The following is a 16,698-nucleotide window of genomic DNA, read 5'->3' on the forward strand; positions in this document are numbered from 1 at the left end:
GGATTGGAGTAATGAATAGTCTTCTTTTAATTTCTCCCGATCGGGCTTTGGGCTTTAAACCAATTCTTTCTGGTAAATACGATCGCCTTCGGCACGATAACTGGCTCTCCCAGATCACTAATAATTTGAGTTGAACGCAGCAAAATCTTTTCAACAGTACCTTCAAAGCCTTCTACAATTATCCGATCGCCAAATTGCAACGGTTCGTGCAACAGCAAAAATATTTCCGCTAAAAAGTATTTGAAGATGTCTTGGAATGCGAAACTAATCCCTACTGAACAAAGTCCTAACCAACTGATGATATCTGCCGGACGCAAAGCCGGGAACGCAATCAAGCAGGCGCTTAAACTGTCACCAGACCCAGTGAGAGTGTCAAATAATTCCAGAACAGAACGCTACGCTAACACAAAAGATTGAGCTCCATCGGCCGACAGGAATGTTTGACTCTTACTGTGGGTGTGACTCCATCGACTCGTTCGCTAATCATTAAAACACAATCAAAATTTAAGATTAGCAGCGCCGACCCCGATCAAGTAAAATCACAGCACTTGCCCGCCGATGACTTAATCTGCTAAAACTAACAAAGTTTGATGATTTCTGGAAAATAACATACATGGTTGCTACATCCGTCAAGATTAAACACGAAGTCAAAGACTTGTCCCTCGCCCCGTTGGGAAAGCAACGCATCGAGTGGGCCGGCCGCGAAATGCCAGTATTGCGCCAAATTCAAGAACGCTTCGCTAAAGAAAAGCCCTTCGCAGGCATCCGTATTTCAGCTTGCTGCCACGTAACCACAGAAACAGCCCATTTGGCGATCGCCCTGAAAATGGGCGGCGCAGACGCTGTACTCATCGCTAGCAACCCCTTAAGCACCCAAGATGACGTAGCCGCTTGCTTAGTTGAAGACTACGGCATTTCCGTCTTCGCCCTCAGAGGAGAAGACGCGGCTACCTACGAACGGCACGTTAACACAGCCCTCGACCACCGCCCCAACATTATCATCGACGACGGCAGCGACGTAGTAGCAGCCCTGATCCAGCACCGCCCGAACCAAATTGCCGACTTGATCGGAACCACCGAAGAAACTACCACCGGCATCGTGCGCCTGCGGGCAATGTTGAAAGACGGCGTGCTGACTTTCCCCGCCATGAACGTCAACGACGCAGACACCAAGCACTTTTTTGACAACCGCTACGGCACCGGTCAATCTACCCTAGACGGCATTATCCGCGCTACCAACATTTTGTTAGCCGGCAAAAATATTGTGGTTGCAGGTTACGGTTGGTGCGGCAAAGGCACGGCACAACGGGCTCGCGGCATGGGCGCTAACGTAATTGTCACCGAAATCGATCCGATTCGGGCGATCGAAGCAGTGATGGACGGTTTCCGCGTCATGCCAATGGACGAAGCAGCCAAAGTCGGCGATATTTTCATCACCGTTACCGGCAACAAACACGTCATCCGTGCCGAACATTTCGACACCATGAAAGACGGCGCAATTGTTTGTAATTCCGGTCACTTTGACATTGAAATCGACCTCAAATCCCTCGGCGCAAAAAGCACCGGCGTGAAAACAGTTCGCTCTTTCACCCAAGAATACCGCCTCAATAACGGCAAGTCGGTTATTGTCTTGGGCGAAGGCCGTTTGATCAACTTGGCAGCAGCCGAAGGACACCCCAGCGCTGTCATGGATATGAGCTTTGCTAACCAAGCCTTAGCCACTGAATATCTAGTCAAAAATAAAGGCAAGTTAGAAGCAGGAATTCATTCAATTCCTGTGGATGTTGACAAGGAAATTGCGCGTCTCAAATTGGAAGCAATGGGAATTCACATTGATACCTTGACAGCCGAGCAAATTGAGTACACCAACTCCTGGACTTCGGGAACTTAATCATAGCTTCTCGTTGATCATTTATCGTTCCTAGGCTCTGCCTAGGAATGAATAGACGGAGGCTCTGCCTCCCTGGTTCGCAGTCGAATGACTAATGACTAATGACTTCTTCTGTACCTATTACCAATTATTAAAGCAAAATGGTTGAATGGATAACTAACACAATGCAGTCAATGGGCTATCTGGGCATTGGACTGTTGATGTTCTTAGAAAACCTGTTCCCGCCCATCCCCTCAGAATTGATTATGCCCCTGGCAGGATTCACCGCATCCAAGGGCGATATGCAGTTGGCACCGGCGATCGCAGCAGGGACAATCGGCACAGTTTTAGGAGCGCTTCCCTGGTACTATGCAGGTAAATTATTGAGCGAAGAACGCTTGAGGGATTTAGCCGACAAATACGGCAAATGGATCGCAGTATCCGGCGCCGATATTAACAAAGCAAATAGATGGTTTACCAGACACGGCAACAAAGCCGTATTTTTGTGTCGCCTCGTACCGGGAGTTCGCACCCTGATTTCCCTGCCCGCAGGCATCAACAATATGCCTTTAATTCCCTTTCTGGCATACTCAACAGGCGGGACTATTCTATGGGTAAGTTTTCTAACCTTGGCCGGATATAAACTAGCGGAAAATTATGAACGTGTAGATGAATATCTTGCTCCTGTTTCCAAAATAGTTGTGGTGATTGTTGTCATCGGATTTATTTTGTGGGTTATCAAGAAGAATATGCAGAAGGAAAAATATCGCAAATAAACCCAAATATCCTCAAAATAATCTGCGTTAACCTGCGTAAATCTGCTGTCATCTGTGGTCAAAAAAAAATCACCATTGTGACTTGCTTCAACGATGTCCCGAACAGTAGCGCTGAAAGATAGATGGGCATACTTGAGAGAAACTTCTGCTATCTTTGCTACTTTTTTTAAATTTAGTTTTAAATTTAGTTTTAAATTTGCGATCGCCAGATTAGCACAGTCACCGGCAGCCGCTCGCTTATGCTTTTTTCTTCCCTCTTCCTTCTTCCTTCTTTTCACGCTGAGCGAAGCCGAAGGGCCTTCTTCCTTCTTCCTTCTGGTATAATCGTGGCAAAATAGGGAACATTGGTATCCGCACTGTTAAGATATGTACGAAAAGATTGTAGCCCCGACCACTGGTTCTAAAATTACATTCAAAGACGGTTTGCCGATCGTCCCCAACGACCCAATTATTCCCTTCATACGCGGCGACGGTACGGGCGTGGACTTGTGGCCAGCATCCCAGAAAGTCATGGATGCCGCAGTAGAACAGGCTTACGGCGGCCAGCGAAAAATTAACTGGTTCAAGATTTATGTAGGCGACGAAGCCTGCGATGTCTACGGTACATACCAATATTTGCCCCAAGATTCCCTAGACGCCATCAAAGAATACGGAGTCGCCATCAAAGGCCCGCTGACAACCCCAATCGGTGGCGGAATTCGATCGCTAAACGTAGCATTGCGGCAAATCTTTGACCTCTACGCCTGCGTGCGCCCCTGCAAATATTACGATGGAACCCCATCGCTGCACAAAACTCCCGAACTCCTAGATGTAATTATTTACCGGGAAAATACAGAAGATATTTACCTCGGAATTGAATGGGCAAAAGGCAGCGAAATCGGCAAAAAGTTGATTGAATACCTCAATAATGAATTAATTCCCGCAACACCAGAACACGGCAAAAAACAAATTCGCCTCGATTCGGGAATCGGAATTAAACCAATTAGCAAAAGCGGTTCCCAGCGTTTAGTGCGGCGGGCTATGACCCACGCTTTGCGGTTGCCAAAAGACAAGCAACAAGTAACCTTGGTGCACAAAGGCAACATCATGAAATACACCGAAGGAGCTTTCCGAGATTGGGGTTACGAACTAGCAACCACCGAATTTCGGAACCAATGCGTGACAGAAAGAGAATCTTGGATTCTGGGCAACAAAGAACGCAATCCCGAGATTAGCTTAGAAGACAATGCCCGCCAAATCGATCCGGGATACGATGCCTTGACTCCCGAAAAACAAGCTAAAATCCGCCAAGAAGTTGCCGACGTTCTGTTTGCAATTTGGGACAGTCACGGTAAGGGTAAGTGGCAAGAAAAAATCATGGTTAATGACAGAATTGCTGATAGTATTTTTCAGCAAATTCAAACCAGGCCAGGCGAATATTCGATTTTGGCAACCATGAATTTAAACGGCGATTACTTATCCGATGCGGCGGCTGCAATTGTCGGCGGATTGGGAATGGGCCCCGGCGCGAATATTGGCGATGAATGTGCAGTTTTTGAGGCGACTCACGGCACTGCACCGAAACACGCCGGCTTGGATAAAGTCAATCCCGGTTCCCTGATTTTGTCGGGGGTAATGATGTTAGAATATATGGGATGGCAGGAAGCCGCAGATTTAATTAAAAAAGGTTTGGGCGCGGCCATTTCTAACGGTGAAGTTACCTACGATTTGGCAAGGTTGATAGAACCACCTGTGCCGGAACTGAAGTGTTCTGAGTTTGCGGATGCGATTATTAAGCATTTCGCTGATTAGGTTTTAAATAGTTTTTAACCGCAGGTGAACGCGGACAAACTGAGATCTAATTAGTGATATCTTTGTTTGTCTGCGGTTAATTTTTTAGATTTTTACCAGAAGGAATTGGTTTAAAGCCGGAACCCTTTGAGGGAGAAATTAAAAGAAGACTATTCATTGCTTCAATCCTCTTCCTTCCAGGTAGAGGTAGCTGTCAACTGTCAACTGTCAACTGTCAACTGTCAACTGTCAACTGAAACCGCTGGCACAGCCATGCCGCGCTCAACTGCTGGCCGCTTCTGCAAGGTTTCTACCCAGCGTTTGAGGTGGGGGTGGTTGTCGAGGGTTAATCCTTGAAATTCGTAAATAGCAACCCAGGGATAAGTAGCCATATCGGCAATTGAATATTCGCCGCAGATGTATTCGGATTTTTCTAGTTGAGTGTCTAATACTCCGTAGAGTCGCAATGTTTCTGTTTCGTAGCGTTGAATTGCATAAGGAATTTGTTCTGGTGCATAGCGTTTGAAGTGGTTTAGCTGACCGAACATTGGCCCGACGCTGGCCATTTGAAACATCAGCCACTCGATAACTTGAAAGTATTTTTCTTTGTCGGTGGGGAGAAATTTGCCGCTTTTTTCTGCTAGATAGATCAGGATGGCGCCGGACTCGAAGACGGTGATGCCGTTATCGCGATCGACTATTGCCGGAATTTTGCTGTTGGGGTTGATGGCGATGAACTCTGGGCTAAATTGGTCGTTTTTTGTGATGTCGATGACGTGCGTGTTGTAGGGTAAACCTATTTCTTCGAGCAGAATCGAGACTTTGCGTCCGTTGGGCGTGGTAAAAGTGTAGAGGTCGATCATAAATTATCCGCCTTTTCTATAGCAGGTATAAACTATATTATAATCATTTTAGGCAAATCCCTAATCATCATGAATATTATTCAAATTATCACCGAGGACTACCGTAGATTTCCTGAAAATCAGACTTACAGCATTTATGCTAAAGATGTTTATTTTGAAGACCCTCTAAATCGATTTACAGGAGTCGATCGCTACCAAAAAATGCTCGGGTTTATGGGAACTTTTTTTCAACAAATTCAACTCGATTTGCACGATATTTCTCAGTCGGGAGATGCCATAGAAACTCGCTGGACTCTGAGTTGGATCGCACCGCTACCTTGGAAACCAAAAATGGCGATTAGCGGGAGAAGCGAACTGAAGGTCAACAGCGACGGTTTAATCGTTTCCCACATTGATTACTGGAACTGTTCGCGCTTTGATGTTCTCAAACAACTGATATTTCCCGTCGCTACTCAAAAGTAACTGTCGCTTGCTGCGTTACCTTTGCTTGCTATGCACCAGGTAAAACCTTTTTTAATTTGCCCGATTAAAGGCGATAGATGATTGCCGATCGGGCGATCGCAGAATTTACCAGCCACTACTATGACAGCGCCTCAATTTCTCATCTAGTCAAACAGTCTTGGGTGCAGCGTTATAATGGCAGCTTTGGTGGCGAAACTGGCGATCGAACTCAACACTTTAGTCGATCGAGTCAGGCCTCACCACCATCATTTGCTCAATTCCTCTGGCTTTGAGCGATCGAACCTAAAGGCCACCCTGTTGCGCCATCATTTTTGGCTTAATGGCGACAGCGCAGATTGCGTTATCAATTGCATTCTGTAGCAATCAAACCCAGGTGATATCGTTTCCGGTTGCATCGGAATGATTTAACCACAGAGAACACAGAGAACACAGAGAGGTCAGAGAGAAATGAATAATTCCGATGCTAACGGAATTGATATGAGACCTTGATACAAATATGCAATGTGTAGAAAAATGTCTTGCTTGAACTGGATAAATCTTAATTCTCGTCGAACTAATTACCTGTGGCGCAAAATTGCCTTGGCAATTAGTGCATTCATCTTCCTCTTGGGCGCGTCGATAGTGCCAGTGGCCGGACAACCCTCATCTCCAGAACCACAGCGATTATTCAATATTTATTCCGCCAACGATGGTACTAACTTTGTTGTCGGTGATGTTTATTTAGATGGTCGTCCGATATTTGCTTTGACAGCTCCTGCACTCAACACCAAGCAGCAAGAAGCAATTTCTCTTTCACCCATTCAGCAAAGAGTAAAAACCGTTACAAATCAGCTTCAAGGAATTGCAAATACCAACTTTGAACCGGGAAAATTAGAAGTCGATTACAGCGTAGACCAAACAAGTCAACTTCCAATTATTTCTGTTAATAAAAACTATTTGATGACCGTTACCACTGACGATGCTCGCCTGTACGCAGTTGAGCTAACCACTCACGCTCAAAACTTGACTCAAATTATTAAAAACGCCCTGCTTGCGTCTCAACGCGAGCATCAGCCAAAGTTTTTAGCAAAGCAGGCATTGCGAGCGGGCGGAGTCATCCTATTTATGCTCCTGCTCAGTCTGGGAATGCGCCTCAGACAGCGCTATATCAAAGCCCGTTATGCAGCAGTCTTAACACAGATCGAACAACTCAATGCTTCCCAAGAGCAAGTAGAAGATTTGTCTGAACAGGAGCAGGATGAAGCTGCAGCGATTGCTTGCAAACAGCAACAAAAAATTGCTCGGAAGCAGCGGCTCAAATTTTGGTACGAAGTGCGACAGCGGTTATTGCAACTCGGCCAGCTTGGCCTGTGGGGAGGCGGAATTTCATTTTGTTTGAGCCTGTTTCCGCAGACTCGATGGCTGCAATCACTATTGCTGAAAAGTGTGAGCGTCACCTTACTCAACTTAATCTTAATTGGGGCTGCAACTTACCTAATACTTCGCATCAGCTTCGTTGTAATTGACCATTTTGTAGCAGCTCTCAGTCAGGGACAATTCCTTCAAGATAGTGTATCAGTCCGAAGGATTCAGCGGCTAAAAACTTTTTCTGGCGTGATGAAGGGAGCTAGCGGTTTCTGTTGTATTGCTGCTGGCGGATTGACTGCTTTGTCAATTTTGGGTGTTAATATTGTGCCGCTTTTGGCAAGTGTGAGTATTTTTGGGTTGGCGATTTCCTTTGGCTCTCAAAGTCTTGTCAAAGACATGATTAACGGATTGTTTTTTCTCTTGGAGGATCAGTATGGGGTTGGCGATATAATCACTGCTAACAATGAAAGTGGAACCGTGGAAACAATGAACCTGCGGGTAACTCAATTACGGAACCAAGATGGCGATTTAATTAGTATTCCAAATGGCAGTATTACGATGGTGAAAAACCATACTAGCAGTTGGTCTCGTGTGAATTTAGGTATTGAGGTTGCTTATAATACCGATATTGACCGTGCGATCGCCGTAATTAAAAAAGCAGCGACTCAAATGAGTTTGGATTCTGAGTGGCAAGAATTAATATTAGAACCTCCCAAGGTACTTGGCGTTGATGCGTTTGGTGAAAATAGCATTACGATTCGCCTCTTGATTCAAACTCAACCCCTGAAAAAGTGGGAAGTCGGACGCGAGTTTCGCCGGCGATTGAAGCAGGTATTTGATGAAGAAAAAATTTCTATGCCATTCCCCCAGCAGTCCATCTGGTTTAAAAATTCGCTGCAAGATGTCTCAAAGGGCGATCGTAATTCCAATGGATCGCACGCTTTAGATGAAAGGTATGACCAAAAAATGCGATGAGTTCGCGATCGATCCATCGGACACGATTTAACTTTTATTGCTATTGACATCGCACCGATTTTGTGCTGTGTTGACAATTGGCTGTGTCCGGCGGGCGATCGACCAAATTAATTACCCCACTAAATTAATCTCCGTTACATCCCGTTACAATATATAAGTAAAGAATTTTCAGGCGAGCTAAACAATCAATGCGCTTAATATTAATGACCGGAAAAGGCGGCGTCGGCAAAACCTCCGTAGCCGCTGCTACGGGCTTGCGATGCGCCGAATTGGGATACAAAACCCTAGTGCTGAGCACAGATCCCGCCCACTCCCTAGCCGACAGCTTCGACATGGAACTCGGACACGATGCTCGACTGGTCAAACCCAATTTGTGGGGAGCAGAATTGGACGCTCTCAGGGAATTAGAAGGCAATTGGGGAGCAGTCAAACGCTACATTACTCAAGTTTTGAAAGCGCAGGGACTTGAGGGCGTGCAAGCTGAAGAATTAGCCATTTTGCCGGGAATGGACGAAATCTTTGGTTTGGTGCGGATGAAACGCCATTACGACGAGGGCATATATGATGTTTTAATTATCGATTCCGCCCCCACAGGTACAGCATTGCGACTGCTAAGTTTGCCGGAAGTTGGCGGCTGGTACATGAGAAAATTTTACAAGCCTTTGCAAGGTATATCTGTTGCCCTCAGACCTTTAGTTGAACCGTTTTTTAGACCACTTGCGGGCTTTTCTTTGCCCGACAAAGAGGTGATGGATGCACCTTATGAATTTTACGAACAAATTGAAGCTTTGGAAAAGATTTTAACTGACAATACTGTAACTTCGGTCAGGTTAATTACTAATCCTGAAAAAATGGTAATCAAAGAATCTTTGCGAGCTCACGCCTATTTGAGTTTGTACAATGTTGCCACAGATTTAATTGTCGCCAACCGGATTATTCCTGAAGAAGTAACCGATCCATTTTTCAAGCGCTGGAAAGAGAACCAGCAGCAGTACAAGCAGGAAATTCACGAAAATTTTCGGCCGCTTCCTGTAAAAGAAGTGCCGCTTTATTCCGAGGAAATGTGCGGTTTGCCGGCTTTGGAACGTTTGAAAGAAACGCTTTATGCAGATGAAGACCCAAGCAAGGTTTATTACACAGAAAATACGATTAGAATTGTGCAGGACAACAATCAATATGTTCTCGAACTGTATTTGCCGGGAATTGCTAAGGATCAAATTCAGTTGACGAAAACGGGAGATGAATTGAATGTTCGGATTGGGAATCACCGCCGCAATATGGTTTTGCCGCAAGCTTTAGCCGCGCTGCAACCTTCGGGGGCGAAGATGGAGGATGATTATTTGAAGATTAAGTTTGCTTAACCTGAGATGTTGCACCATTCTCAAGAAGCCTTTTATGGGCGCGCTCTCCTGACCACCCCACGAGAAATATACTCTTTGTGGAACAGGCCGGAAAGCCTGTTCTTGAAAATGGTGCAATGCGGGTTGTTATGTGGCGTTTTCGCGAATGACAATGTTGTATTCAAATGCCCATTACATTTTGCGCTGACTGAACCTTACAGCACTTTGCTTAATGATTAGGTACAATAGTCAGGAGATATGTACCTCGAAGTGTACAGATAGTAGAAAAACTATTGGAATTGGGAGTGAAATTATGTTCAAGTAAGCAAATCGAAAATTCTTTTGATCACTGCTGTTACTGTACCTCTTAGTCACGAAAGTGCTGTAACTACCGATACTATAAAGAAGCATCTTTAAGTTCTATCGGTTCTGGAACAGTGGAATCAACGATTAAAGGAATTGGAGTCAGGGTGAAACTATCGGGAGCGCAGTGGAATATCGAGAGTGTTTTCTAATTCCTTTCTCTTCGCTGTGCTTATCTCAATGGTCAACTTTCCGCTTGATGTATTTGCAAAAGTGAGATGCACCCAATTTTAGTGATTCACAAACATGATTTTATGTCAACTTAATTTAGATGCGTTTACCCTGGAACATCTACAAGTAAAATATGGCATAGTAATGTCGGCAATGGTGGAAATGTACGAAATGTACGAAATGTCATCAAAATCGAAAGCATCTGAAAACATCAGGGTTTCTGGTTTTCATAAATTTTATTTTAATCTATACTATTCGGAGTATAAAAAATCTTACTCTTCAACATCATCTATGAATAGGAATTATTTGCGGTTTGATTCCCTCACCAGCATCCTAGCAGGAACAGTAGCGGTAGCAGGAATAGTCATCTTTGCACAAGCACCCGTTTTCGCAAAAACTCCCCAAGAAATTGCCAAATTAGCTGACTCTGTTACCGTTCGGATTGACAGATCGGATGAGCGTGGTGGGACTGGATTTATTATTGCAAAACAAGGTACAACCTACACTGTATTGACAGCTAACCACGTTGTTGCAGACACTAAGCTTACCTATACGATTCGCAGTAATACGGGAAGCAACTATCAAGTAACCAGTTTTAAGCGATTGCAAAAAAGCGAAAATGAGCCGGATTTAGCAGTCGTAACATTTAACAGTACAGATTCTTATCCTGTTGTCACTTTCGGTGATTCCGAACAAGCGATTGCTGGCGCGTCAATTTTTGTGTCTGGTTATCCAGGTATTCCAGAAAGCAGAAACTACCAAAAAGAGCGCAATTTTGAGTTTGTAGCGGGCTTCGTTACTAGCCGGATTTCAAGTCATCCCCAAGGCTATAATTTACGCTACAATGTTGTTACTAAAGGGGGCATGAGTGGCGGGGCTGTATTTGATACAGAAGGCCGTGTTATTGGGATTCACGGAGAAGGCGATCGCGATTACGATCCTGTCACAGACGGAAAAGTCCGCACAGGTTTAGCATTTACTAAAACAGGGTTTAATTCAGCGATTCCTATTAACACTTTTATAGCTAAATTGTCGGATGCGGGCTTAAATCGATCGGCACTTTTGATAAATACCTCTCCCACAGCCAATGCACCTCTGAAACTGAACAATCCCCAAGATGCTAAAACTTATTACGTTCGGGGTTTAACTCGGTTTGACAAGGGAGATTTGTCAGGGGCTGTGGCAGATTTAAACCAAGCGATTCAAACTCAATCAGATTATTCAGAAGCTTATTTTTATCGAGCACTGGCTTATTCAGATTTGAGACAAATGCCAAAAAGTCTCGCTGATTATAGCAAGGCGATCGCCCTAAATGCAGGTTATGTCGATGCTTACTACAATCGGGGGCTGGTTTTGTGGGCGATGGGAGATAAACCGGGGGCGATCGCCGATTATACTCAAGTCATCCGTTTGGATAGAAACTTTGCCGCGGCTTACAACAACCGAGGATTGGCGCTTTCAGATTTGGGCGATCAAAAAGGGGCGATCGACGATTTCAATCAAGCGCTGCAAATCAATCCCGGTCGCGCCAACACTTATTTTAACAGAGGATTGGCCTTATTTCGCATCAATAACGATCGCTCTGCCTTAGCTGATTACACTCAAGCAATTCAACTCAATCCCAGTTATGCAAAGGCTTATGCTAACCGAGGAATTACCTTGGTGAGAATGGGAGATAGGCCAGGGGCGATCGCAGATTTGCAACAAGCTGCTCGTTTATTTAGGGATCAAGGAATGAATGCAGATGCTCAGAAAGCATTAGATTTGATTGGTCAACTGCAAAAATAGGATTGATTTGATACAGAATATTTGTAGGGAAACGGCACTGCCATGTCCGTATCCGCAGAAATATAGAAAGAGAAAGAAAGAGGACACAGCAGTCCTGTGTCCCTACCGAATATCTCTATTACTTCCCTAAAACCTCACCGTCACCAAAATCACCCGCCGAGGCTGATCTTCGGCTTCAATAGTATACTCAACCCGCCCAAAACCTTTCGGCCCCGGTTCAACTAAATCGTAGCGAGATGTCACCGTACCCGCGGCTGTATCGTATTGAGCAAAAACAGCACCAGGATTCCTCCCAGCAGAGGCATCGGTATCACCTCCCCAGGAGCCCCAATCATCCAATCGCGATCGAGTTGGTAAGATAGAAGCGGCGATTTCAGGAGGTGTCAATCTTTGATCGGCTAAGACTTGTTGAGCGTTATGAATAGCGCACATTGTCGGCCCGGAAATTTTGGCATCGCTATATTGATCTTCCCACTTTTGTACGAAGCCAAAGCCCACATTCGGGCCGACTTGATCCTGTCTTTGCCGCCCCCACAGCCGACTGGTATCTGATGCAAAATTAGAACCGCTGCCAGTTACAGCTAATTCGGTTCTTTTGCTGGTAAAATTGCGGTTGACAAATTCTTTGTCTGCGGTGCGAATAGCGTTGGCGGCCGCTGGTTCTACTTTACTGCTAACATTACTATTGCCTTGTACGATCGGTGATAGAACACCGGGGATGGGCTGTGCTCCACAATATTTTTGAATACCGTTAAAAACGCGATCGGCTGATAAAGCACTAATCGGAAATTCTAGGGAATAAGCCTCGGCAGGTTTAGGGAAAAAGATGCCGGATGTGGCGGAAGCAGCAAAAGAAGCGCCACCCCAGATGACGATCCGGTTAAATTGACGGCGGCTGATACTCATAATTTATCGACTCCCAGGAGAACTTGCCCCCGGCTCTAGATTAAATTTGAAGAAGTGATAAGACCTTTGGTTACAATTTTTAGCTGTGGAACAAGAGATATCAAGAGATAAACTTTTACCATTACTAACATCTACCAGCATTGTATTGATCCTCCCAAGCTTCCCCACCTGAGAAGCTACTTGATTTCCATCTACATAAACCTCGATTTTGGGTGGTGAAATCTCATCTTGATCTGCAACTCCATACTCCAATCGGAGAGAAGCACGACCGCCTGGGAGTTTACAAGTCCAACTGGCCTCGCGTACACTCATAATACTGGTGTATAGTTGTCGGCCTATTGAAATGTCTGTAGGCCGCCTGTACAAATAAGCTAACCCGCCACTACTAAGTGAGAGTGTACCCTGCGTAACGAGACATTGCAGGTCGAGTATATGGATCGGGCGCTGGGCCTGTGCCACTTGTGCGCCAACTGTCGTTAAACTAAAAGACAACACCCCAGCCGACAACAAACCGCTGAGCCACCGCACTCGCTTCATAAAAATATCCTGCTAATACCTTAATCAATTAATATAAAGGATGAGCTGTGTAGGAAAAGTCCTGACTTTAGATAGATGACCAAATCAAAAATGTCACGATTGTACGAAATGTCAGGTATAATTAATGGCGTACAACTCCAGCTTCTCCCTAATCTATGGATATTGCCGAAGTTTTGACACTGGCAGATGAGCTAATTTTTTCTAAGACGGGAAAGCATTTGGATTACGTGCAAGAAGCTATTCTGCGGGGAACTTTACAAGACACAACTTACACGCAAATTGCTCAAGAAGTTTACTCAAGTCCAAGTCATGTTAGAAATGTCGGATCGGACCTTTGGAAAACACTTTCTAAAGGATTGAAAAAAAATATTACTAAAAACAATTTTAGGGCCGTATTAGAAAACGGTATAGTTTATAACTATAGATCAACTATTGTTGAAAATATAACAGGTGAGAATATAACAGTTAATAAAAACCTTAATGTTTGTCCTGAAAAAGCCCGATCGCCCAAAACACCCCCAAACCCGCAACCAACAACAAAACAGCCCCGCATCGACTTAGGCGACGCACCAGAAATCTCCACATTTTACGATCGCACATCCGAACTCACCACCCTCGAAAACTGGATTTCAAGCCGCACCCGTCTCATCACCATCCTCGGCTTATCCGGCATTGGCAAAACCGCCCTGACACTCCAACTAATCCCACAAATTCAACACGAATTCGATCGCATCATCTGGCGAAGCCTCCACAACGCGCCAGCCCTCGCATCACTCCAAACCGACATAATTCAATCCTGTAGGGGCGGTGCCCCCGTGCCCGCCCCCTCGGTGCCCGAAGAAAGGGCAACCGCGGGGGGATTGCCCCTACTAGACTATTTGCGATCGCACCGCTGTCTCATCATCCTCGATGATGTGCAAACAATTTTCAGCAGCCAACAACTAGCAGGAAACTACCAACCGGGTTATGAAAACTACGGCGCATTCTTCAAACAAATAGCAGAATCATCCCACAACAGTTGCCTAATTCTCCTCAGTTGGGAAAAACCCAGAGAAATTGCAGCCTTAGAAAGCCGCCAGAAAACTTGTCAAACATTGCCACTCAATGGTTTAGGAGAAGCAGCGCGAGCAATCTTCACAGAAAAAGGATTAGCAGAATCAGAAAAATGGTCACAATTGATCGACCTTTACCGAGGAAATCCCTTGTGGCTGCATACAGCAGCCGCTGCAATTCAAGACTTATTTAACGGCAATGTTTCAGATTTTTTATCCTATGACAGCTTAGTTTTAGGAGACTTAGAATATTTATTGCACCAACATTTTCAGCGCTTGTCAGACACCGAAAAACAAGTAATGTTCTGGTTGGCAAATCAAAACAAAGCAGTCGAGATATCCAAAAAGCCAGCCCTTCTCGAATTATCCGCTTCCGAATTCCTAAAAGCCGTCGAATCCTTGAGACGGAGGTTGTTAATCGAAAAAGTCCAAAAGGGCGATCGCACCCTGTTTGCAGTCCAAGGGGAGATCGCAGAATACGTGAAAAATCACAGCTTGCAGCAGTTTTAAGAACAGGCTGTCCGGCCTGTTCCACAATATTATGAATTAATTTTATTGTGGGTTGGGCTTCTAGCCCGCCCTGAAAGGATTATTGAAAAATTAGCAAACATTCATCCAAAAACCCCCGTTTAGCCCTAAAATAAAAAAGACTGACTAGCCAACAAAGCCCTATGTTTGAAGCCCTTGCCGATCGACTCGAATCCACCTGGAAAAAACTGCGCGGACAGAATAAAATCTCCGAGAGCAACATCCAAGACGCCATCAAAGAAGTCCGCCGCGCCCTCCTGGAAGCCGATGTCAACCTCCAAGTCGTCAAAAACTTTGTCGGAGAGGTAACGGCCAAAGCACAAGGGGCAGAAGTCGTTTCAGGCGTCCGTCCCGACCAACAATTCATCAAAATCGTCCACGACGAACTCGTCCGCGTCATGGGGGAAACCAACGTACCCCTCGCCACCGCCGAATCCGGGCCCACCGTCATCCTGATGGCCGGTTTGCAAGGAACCGGGAAAACCACGGCCACCGCCAAACTAGCCCTGCACCTCCGCAAGCAAAATCTTACCGCACTGCTAGTCGCCACCGACATTTATCGACCAGCCGCGATCGACCAATTGCTTACCCTCGGCAAACAAATCGACGTACCAGTATTTGAACTAGGCAAAGACATTGACCCCGTAGAAATTGCCCGCCAAGGCATCGAACACGGCAAACAACTAGGCGTAGATACCATCATCGTCGATACAGCAGGCCGCCTGCAAATCGACCAAGAAATGATGGCAGAATTGGTTCGCATCAAACAAACAGTACAACCCCATGAAACGCTGTTAGTTGTTGATGCCATGACCGGCCAAGAAGCAGCAAATTTAACCCGCACCTTTCACGAACAAATCGGGATTACCGGTGCAATCCTCACCAAATTAGACGGCGACAGCCGCGGCGGTGCAGCCTTATCAGTTCGCCAAATATCCGGCGCGCCGATTAAATTTGTCGGTGTCGGCGAAAAAGTGGAAGCCTTGCAACCATTTTATCCCGATCGCATGGCATCGAGAATACTCGGCATGGGCGATGTCTTGACGCTAGTAGAAAGAGCTCAAGAAGAATTCGACATCGCCGATGCCGAGAAAATGCAAGAGAAAATGCTCACGGCAAAGTTTGACTTTACCGACTTTCTCAAGCAAACCAGACTGTTAAAAAATATGGGTTCCCTCGGCGGCATCATGAAAATGATTCCGGGGATGAACAAACTCTCAGACGAACAAATGCGGCAGGGAGAAGTGCAGCTAAAACGCACCGAAGCCATGATTAATTCAATGACAATTGAAGAACGCCGCAATCCCGAACTTTTAGCAAGTTCTCCATCCCGCCGCCGCCGCATCGGCAAAGGCGCAGGCTACGCCGAAAATGACGTAACAAAACTCGTCAGCGACTTCCAAAAAATGCGTACCATGATGCAGCAAATGAGTCAAGGCAACTTTACAGGAATGGGAGGATTGCCCGGAATGCCGGGAATGCCGGGAATGGGCGGCCCGGGCGGAATGCAGCCCGGTTCCCGTGGCTATATGGGTGCCCAGCAGAAGAAGAAAAAGAAAAAAGATAAGCCAAAAAAAGGTTTCGGACAGTTGTAAAAAGCATCAAACATATTGCACTATTGTCAACAACCTGTAGGGGCGAGTTCACCGACAATAATTGCCTAAAACCGATAATTTCGTAAACCCGCCCCACCCCCGCGATAGTTCTTATTTAACTCTTTTCTTGTTGCCGAGTTCAATCTAAAAAAACCTGGAATTGAATATGGTACAAACATTTATATCATGTCCGATCGATTGACCATAATATCCCGGCCGGGCGGGTTTTTGAGATTGTCAATTATTGGCAGATATTGTTGGTGAACCCGCCCCTTGTATCTTAGGAATGAAAATTTAATAACTTTAGCGTTTGTTAAATAGTCGGCACTGCACGATAATTCCATTTAGGTAGATA

Annotated in this window: 13 protein-coding genes and 1 pseudogene; 11 read left to right on the plus strand and 3 right to left on the minus strand. The window is 45.4% G+C overall.

Annotation, left to right across the window (positions count from 1 at the left end):
• Positions 1 to 26 precede the first annotated feature (26 nt).
• Complete coding sequence (locus QUA58_RS28415) at positions 27 to 335, minus strand: mechanosensitive ion channel domain-containing protein (RefSeq protein ID WP_333250640.1); 309 nt, start codon at positions 333 to 335, stop codon at positions 27 to 29.
• Positions 336 to 613: 278 nt separating this feature from the next.
• On the opposite strand from QUA58_RS28415, the gene ahcY reads away from it, so the two are divergent.
• From ahcY to QUA58_RS28430, 3 genes are all read left to right on the plus strand, one after another.
• A complete protein-coding gene (gene ahcY / locus QUA58_RS28420; RefSeq protein ID WP_333250642.1) occupies positions 614 to 1,891 on the plus strand; it encodes an adenosylhomocysteinase in 1,278 nt (425 codons plus the stop codon).
• A 140-nt stretch (positions 1,892 to 2,031) separates the two neighbouring features.
• Complete coding sequence (locus tag QUA58_RS28425; protein WP_333250644.1) at positions 2,032 to 2,646, plus strand: DedA family protein; 615 nt, start codon at positions 2,032 to 2,034, stop codon at positions 2,644 to 2,646.
• Positions 2,647 to 3,012: 366 nt separating this feature from the next.
• Entirely contained in the window at positions 3,013 to 4,437 is a 1,425-nt protein-coding gene (locus QUA58_RS28430; RefSeq protein WP_333397451.1) for an NADP-dependent isocitrate dehydrogenase, read from the plus strand.
• A gap of 221 nt (positions 4,438 to 4,658) precedes the next feature.
• Here the strand turns inward: QUA58_RS28430 and QUA58_RS28435 are convergent, their stop codons facing one another.
• Positions 4,659 to 5,279: a glutathione S-transferase N-terminal domain-containing protein gene (locus tag QUA58_RS28435; RefSeq protein ID WP_333397452.1), complete on the minus strand. Its 621-nt coding sequence runs from the start codon at positions 5,277 to 5,279 to the stop codon at positions 4,659 to 4,661.
• Between the two features lie 69 nt (positions 5,280 to 5,348).
• Here QUA58_RS28435 and QUA58_RS28440 point away from each other — a divergent pair, with 69 nt between their 5' ends.
• The 6 genes and pseudogenes from QUA58_RS28440 (at position 5,349) to QUA58_RS28465 (ending at position 11,725) form a co-directional block, all read left to right on the plus strand.
• The gene (locus QUA58_RS28440; RefSeq protein WP_333397454.1) at positions 5,349 to 5,741 is read left to right on the plus strand and encodes a DUF2358 domain-containing protein; all 393 of its coding nucleotides are present in this window, start codon (positions 5,349 to 5,351) and stop codon (positions 5,739 to 5,741) included.
• A gap of 77 nt (positions 5,742 to 5,818) precedes the next feature.
• Positions 5,819 to 6,013: a hypothetical protein gene (locus QUA58_RS28445; RefSeq protein WP_333250652.1), complete on the plus strand. Its 195-nt coding sequence runs from the start codon at positions 5,819 to 5,821 to the stop codon at positions 6,011 to 6,013.
• Positions 6,014 to 6,254: 241 nt separating this feature from the next.
• Positions 6,255 to 8,063 (plus strand): mechanosensitive ion channel family protein, encoded by a 1,809-nt coding sequence (locus QUA58_RS28450; RefSeq protein ID WP_333397456.1) that lies wholly within the window; start codon positions 6,255 to 6,257, stop codon positions 8,061 to 8,063.
• Positions 8,064 to 8,251: 188 nt separating this feature from the next.
• The gene (locus tag QUA58_RS28455) at positions 8,252 to 9,424 is read left to right on the plus strand and encodes a TRC40/GET3/ArsA family transport-energizing ATPase (protein ID WP_106148286.1); all 1,173 of its coding nucleotides are present in this window, start codon (positions 8,252 to 8,254) and stop codon (positions 9,422 to 9,424) included.
• A 365-nt stretch (positions 9,425 to 9,789) separates the two neighbouring features.
• Positions 9,790 to 9,918 (plus strand): annotated as a pseudogene (locus QUA58_RS28460) (ISKra4-like element ISMiva1 family transposase); the annotation flags it as partial.
• A 94-nt stretch (positions 9,919 to 10,012) separates the two neighbouring features.
• Positions 10,013 to 11,725, plus strand: coding sequence for a tetratricopeptide repeat-containing serine protease family protein (locus tag QUA58_RS28465; protein ID WP_333397459.1), 1,713 nt, complete (start codon positions 10,013 to 10,015; stop codon positions 11,723 to 11,725).
• 126 nt (positions 11,726 to 11,851) lie between these two features.
• Here QUA58_RS28465 and QUA58_RS28470 read toward each other — a convergent pair whose 3' ends face one another.
• Positions 11,852 to 12,631: a Tat pathway signal protein gene (locus QUA58_RS28470; protein ID WP_333250659.1), complete on the minus strand. Its 780-nt coding sequence runs from the start codon at positions 12,629 to 12,631 to the stop codon at positions 11,852 to 11,854.
• A 692-nt stretch (positions 12,632 to 13,323) separates the two neighbouring features.
• On the opposite strand from QUA58_RS28470, the gene QUA58_RS28475 reads away from it, so the two are divergent.
• Positions 13,324 to 14,730, plus strand: a complete 1,407-nt coding sequence (locus QUA58_RS28475) for an NB-ARC domain-containing protein (RefSeq protein WP_333397461.1) — start codon at positions 13,324 to 13,326, stop codon at positions 14,728 to 14,730.
• 161 nt (positions 14,731 to 14,891) lie between these two features.
• Positions 14,892 to 16,343, plus strand: a complete 1,452-nt coding sequence (gene ffh, locus QUA58_RS28480; protein WP_333397463.1) for a signal recognition particle protein — start codon at positions 14,892 to 14,894, stop codon at positions 16,341 to 16,343.
• Positions 16,344 to 16,698: the final 355 nt, after the last annotated feature.

The sequence above is a fragment of the Microcoleus sp. N9_A1 genome, assembly GCF_036701795.1.
Taxonomy (GTDB): Bacteria; Cyanobacteriota; Cyanobacteriia; order Cyanobacteriales; family Microcoleaceae; genus Microcoleus.

What these genes read in the sequence shown, in the direction of transcription:
- ahcY (WP_333250642.1), top strand. Translation starts at nt 614, where the DNA reads ATGGTTGCTACATCCGTCAAGATTAAACACGAAGTCAAAGACTTGTCC.
- QUA58_RS28425 (WP_333250644.1), top strand. Translation starts at nt 2,032, where the DNA reads ATGGTTGAATGGATAACTAACACAATGCAGTCAATGGGCTATCTGGGC.
- QUA58_RS28430 (WP_333397451.1), top strand. Translation starts at nt 3,013, where the DNA reads ATGTACGAAAAGATTGTAGCCCCGACCACTGGTTCTAAAATTACATTC.
- QUA58_RS28435 (WP_333397452.1), bottom strand. Translation starts at nt 5,279, where the DNA reads ATGATCGACCTCTACACTTTTACCACGCCCAACGGACGCAAAGTCTCG.
- QUA58_RS28440 (WP_333397454.1), top strand. Translation starts at nt 5,349, where the DNA reads ATGAATATTATTCAAATTATCACCGAGGACTACCGTAGATTTCCTGAA.
- QUA58_RS28445 (WP_333250652.1), top strand. Translation starts at nt 5,819, where the DNA reads ATGATTGCCGATCGGGCGATCGCAGAATTTACCAGCCACTACTATGAC.
- QUA58_RS28450 (WP_333397456.1), top strand. Translation starts at nt 6,255, where the DNA reads ATGTCTTGCTTGAACTGGATAAATCTTAATTCTCGTCGAACTAATTAC.
- QUA58_RS28455 (WP_106148286.1), top strand. Translation starts at nt 8,252, where the DNA reads ATGCGCTTAATATTAATGACCGGAAAAGGCGGCGTCGGCAAAACCTCC.
- QUA58_RS28465 (WP_333397459.1), top strand. Translation starts at nt 10,013, where the DNA reads ATGATTTTATGTCAACTTAATTTAGATGCGTTTACCCTGGAACATCTA.
- QUA58_RS28470 (WP_333250659.1), bottom strand. Translation starts at nt 12,631, where the DNA reads ATGAGTATCAGCCGCCGTCAATTTAACCGGATCGTCATCTGGGGTGGC.
- QUA58_RS28475 (WP_333397461.1), top strand. Translation starts at nt 13,324, where the DNA reads ATGGATATTGCCGAAGTTTTGACACTGGCAGATGAGCTAATTTTTTCT.
- ffh (WP_333397463.1), top strand. Translation starts at nt 14,892, where the DNA reads ATGTTTGAAGCCCTTGCCGATCGACTCGAATCCACCTGGAAAAAACTG.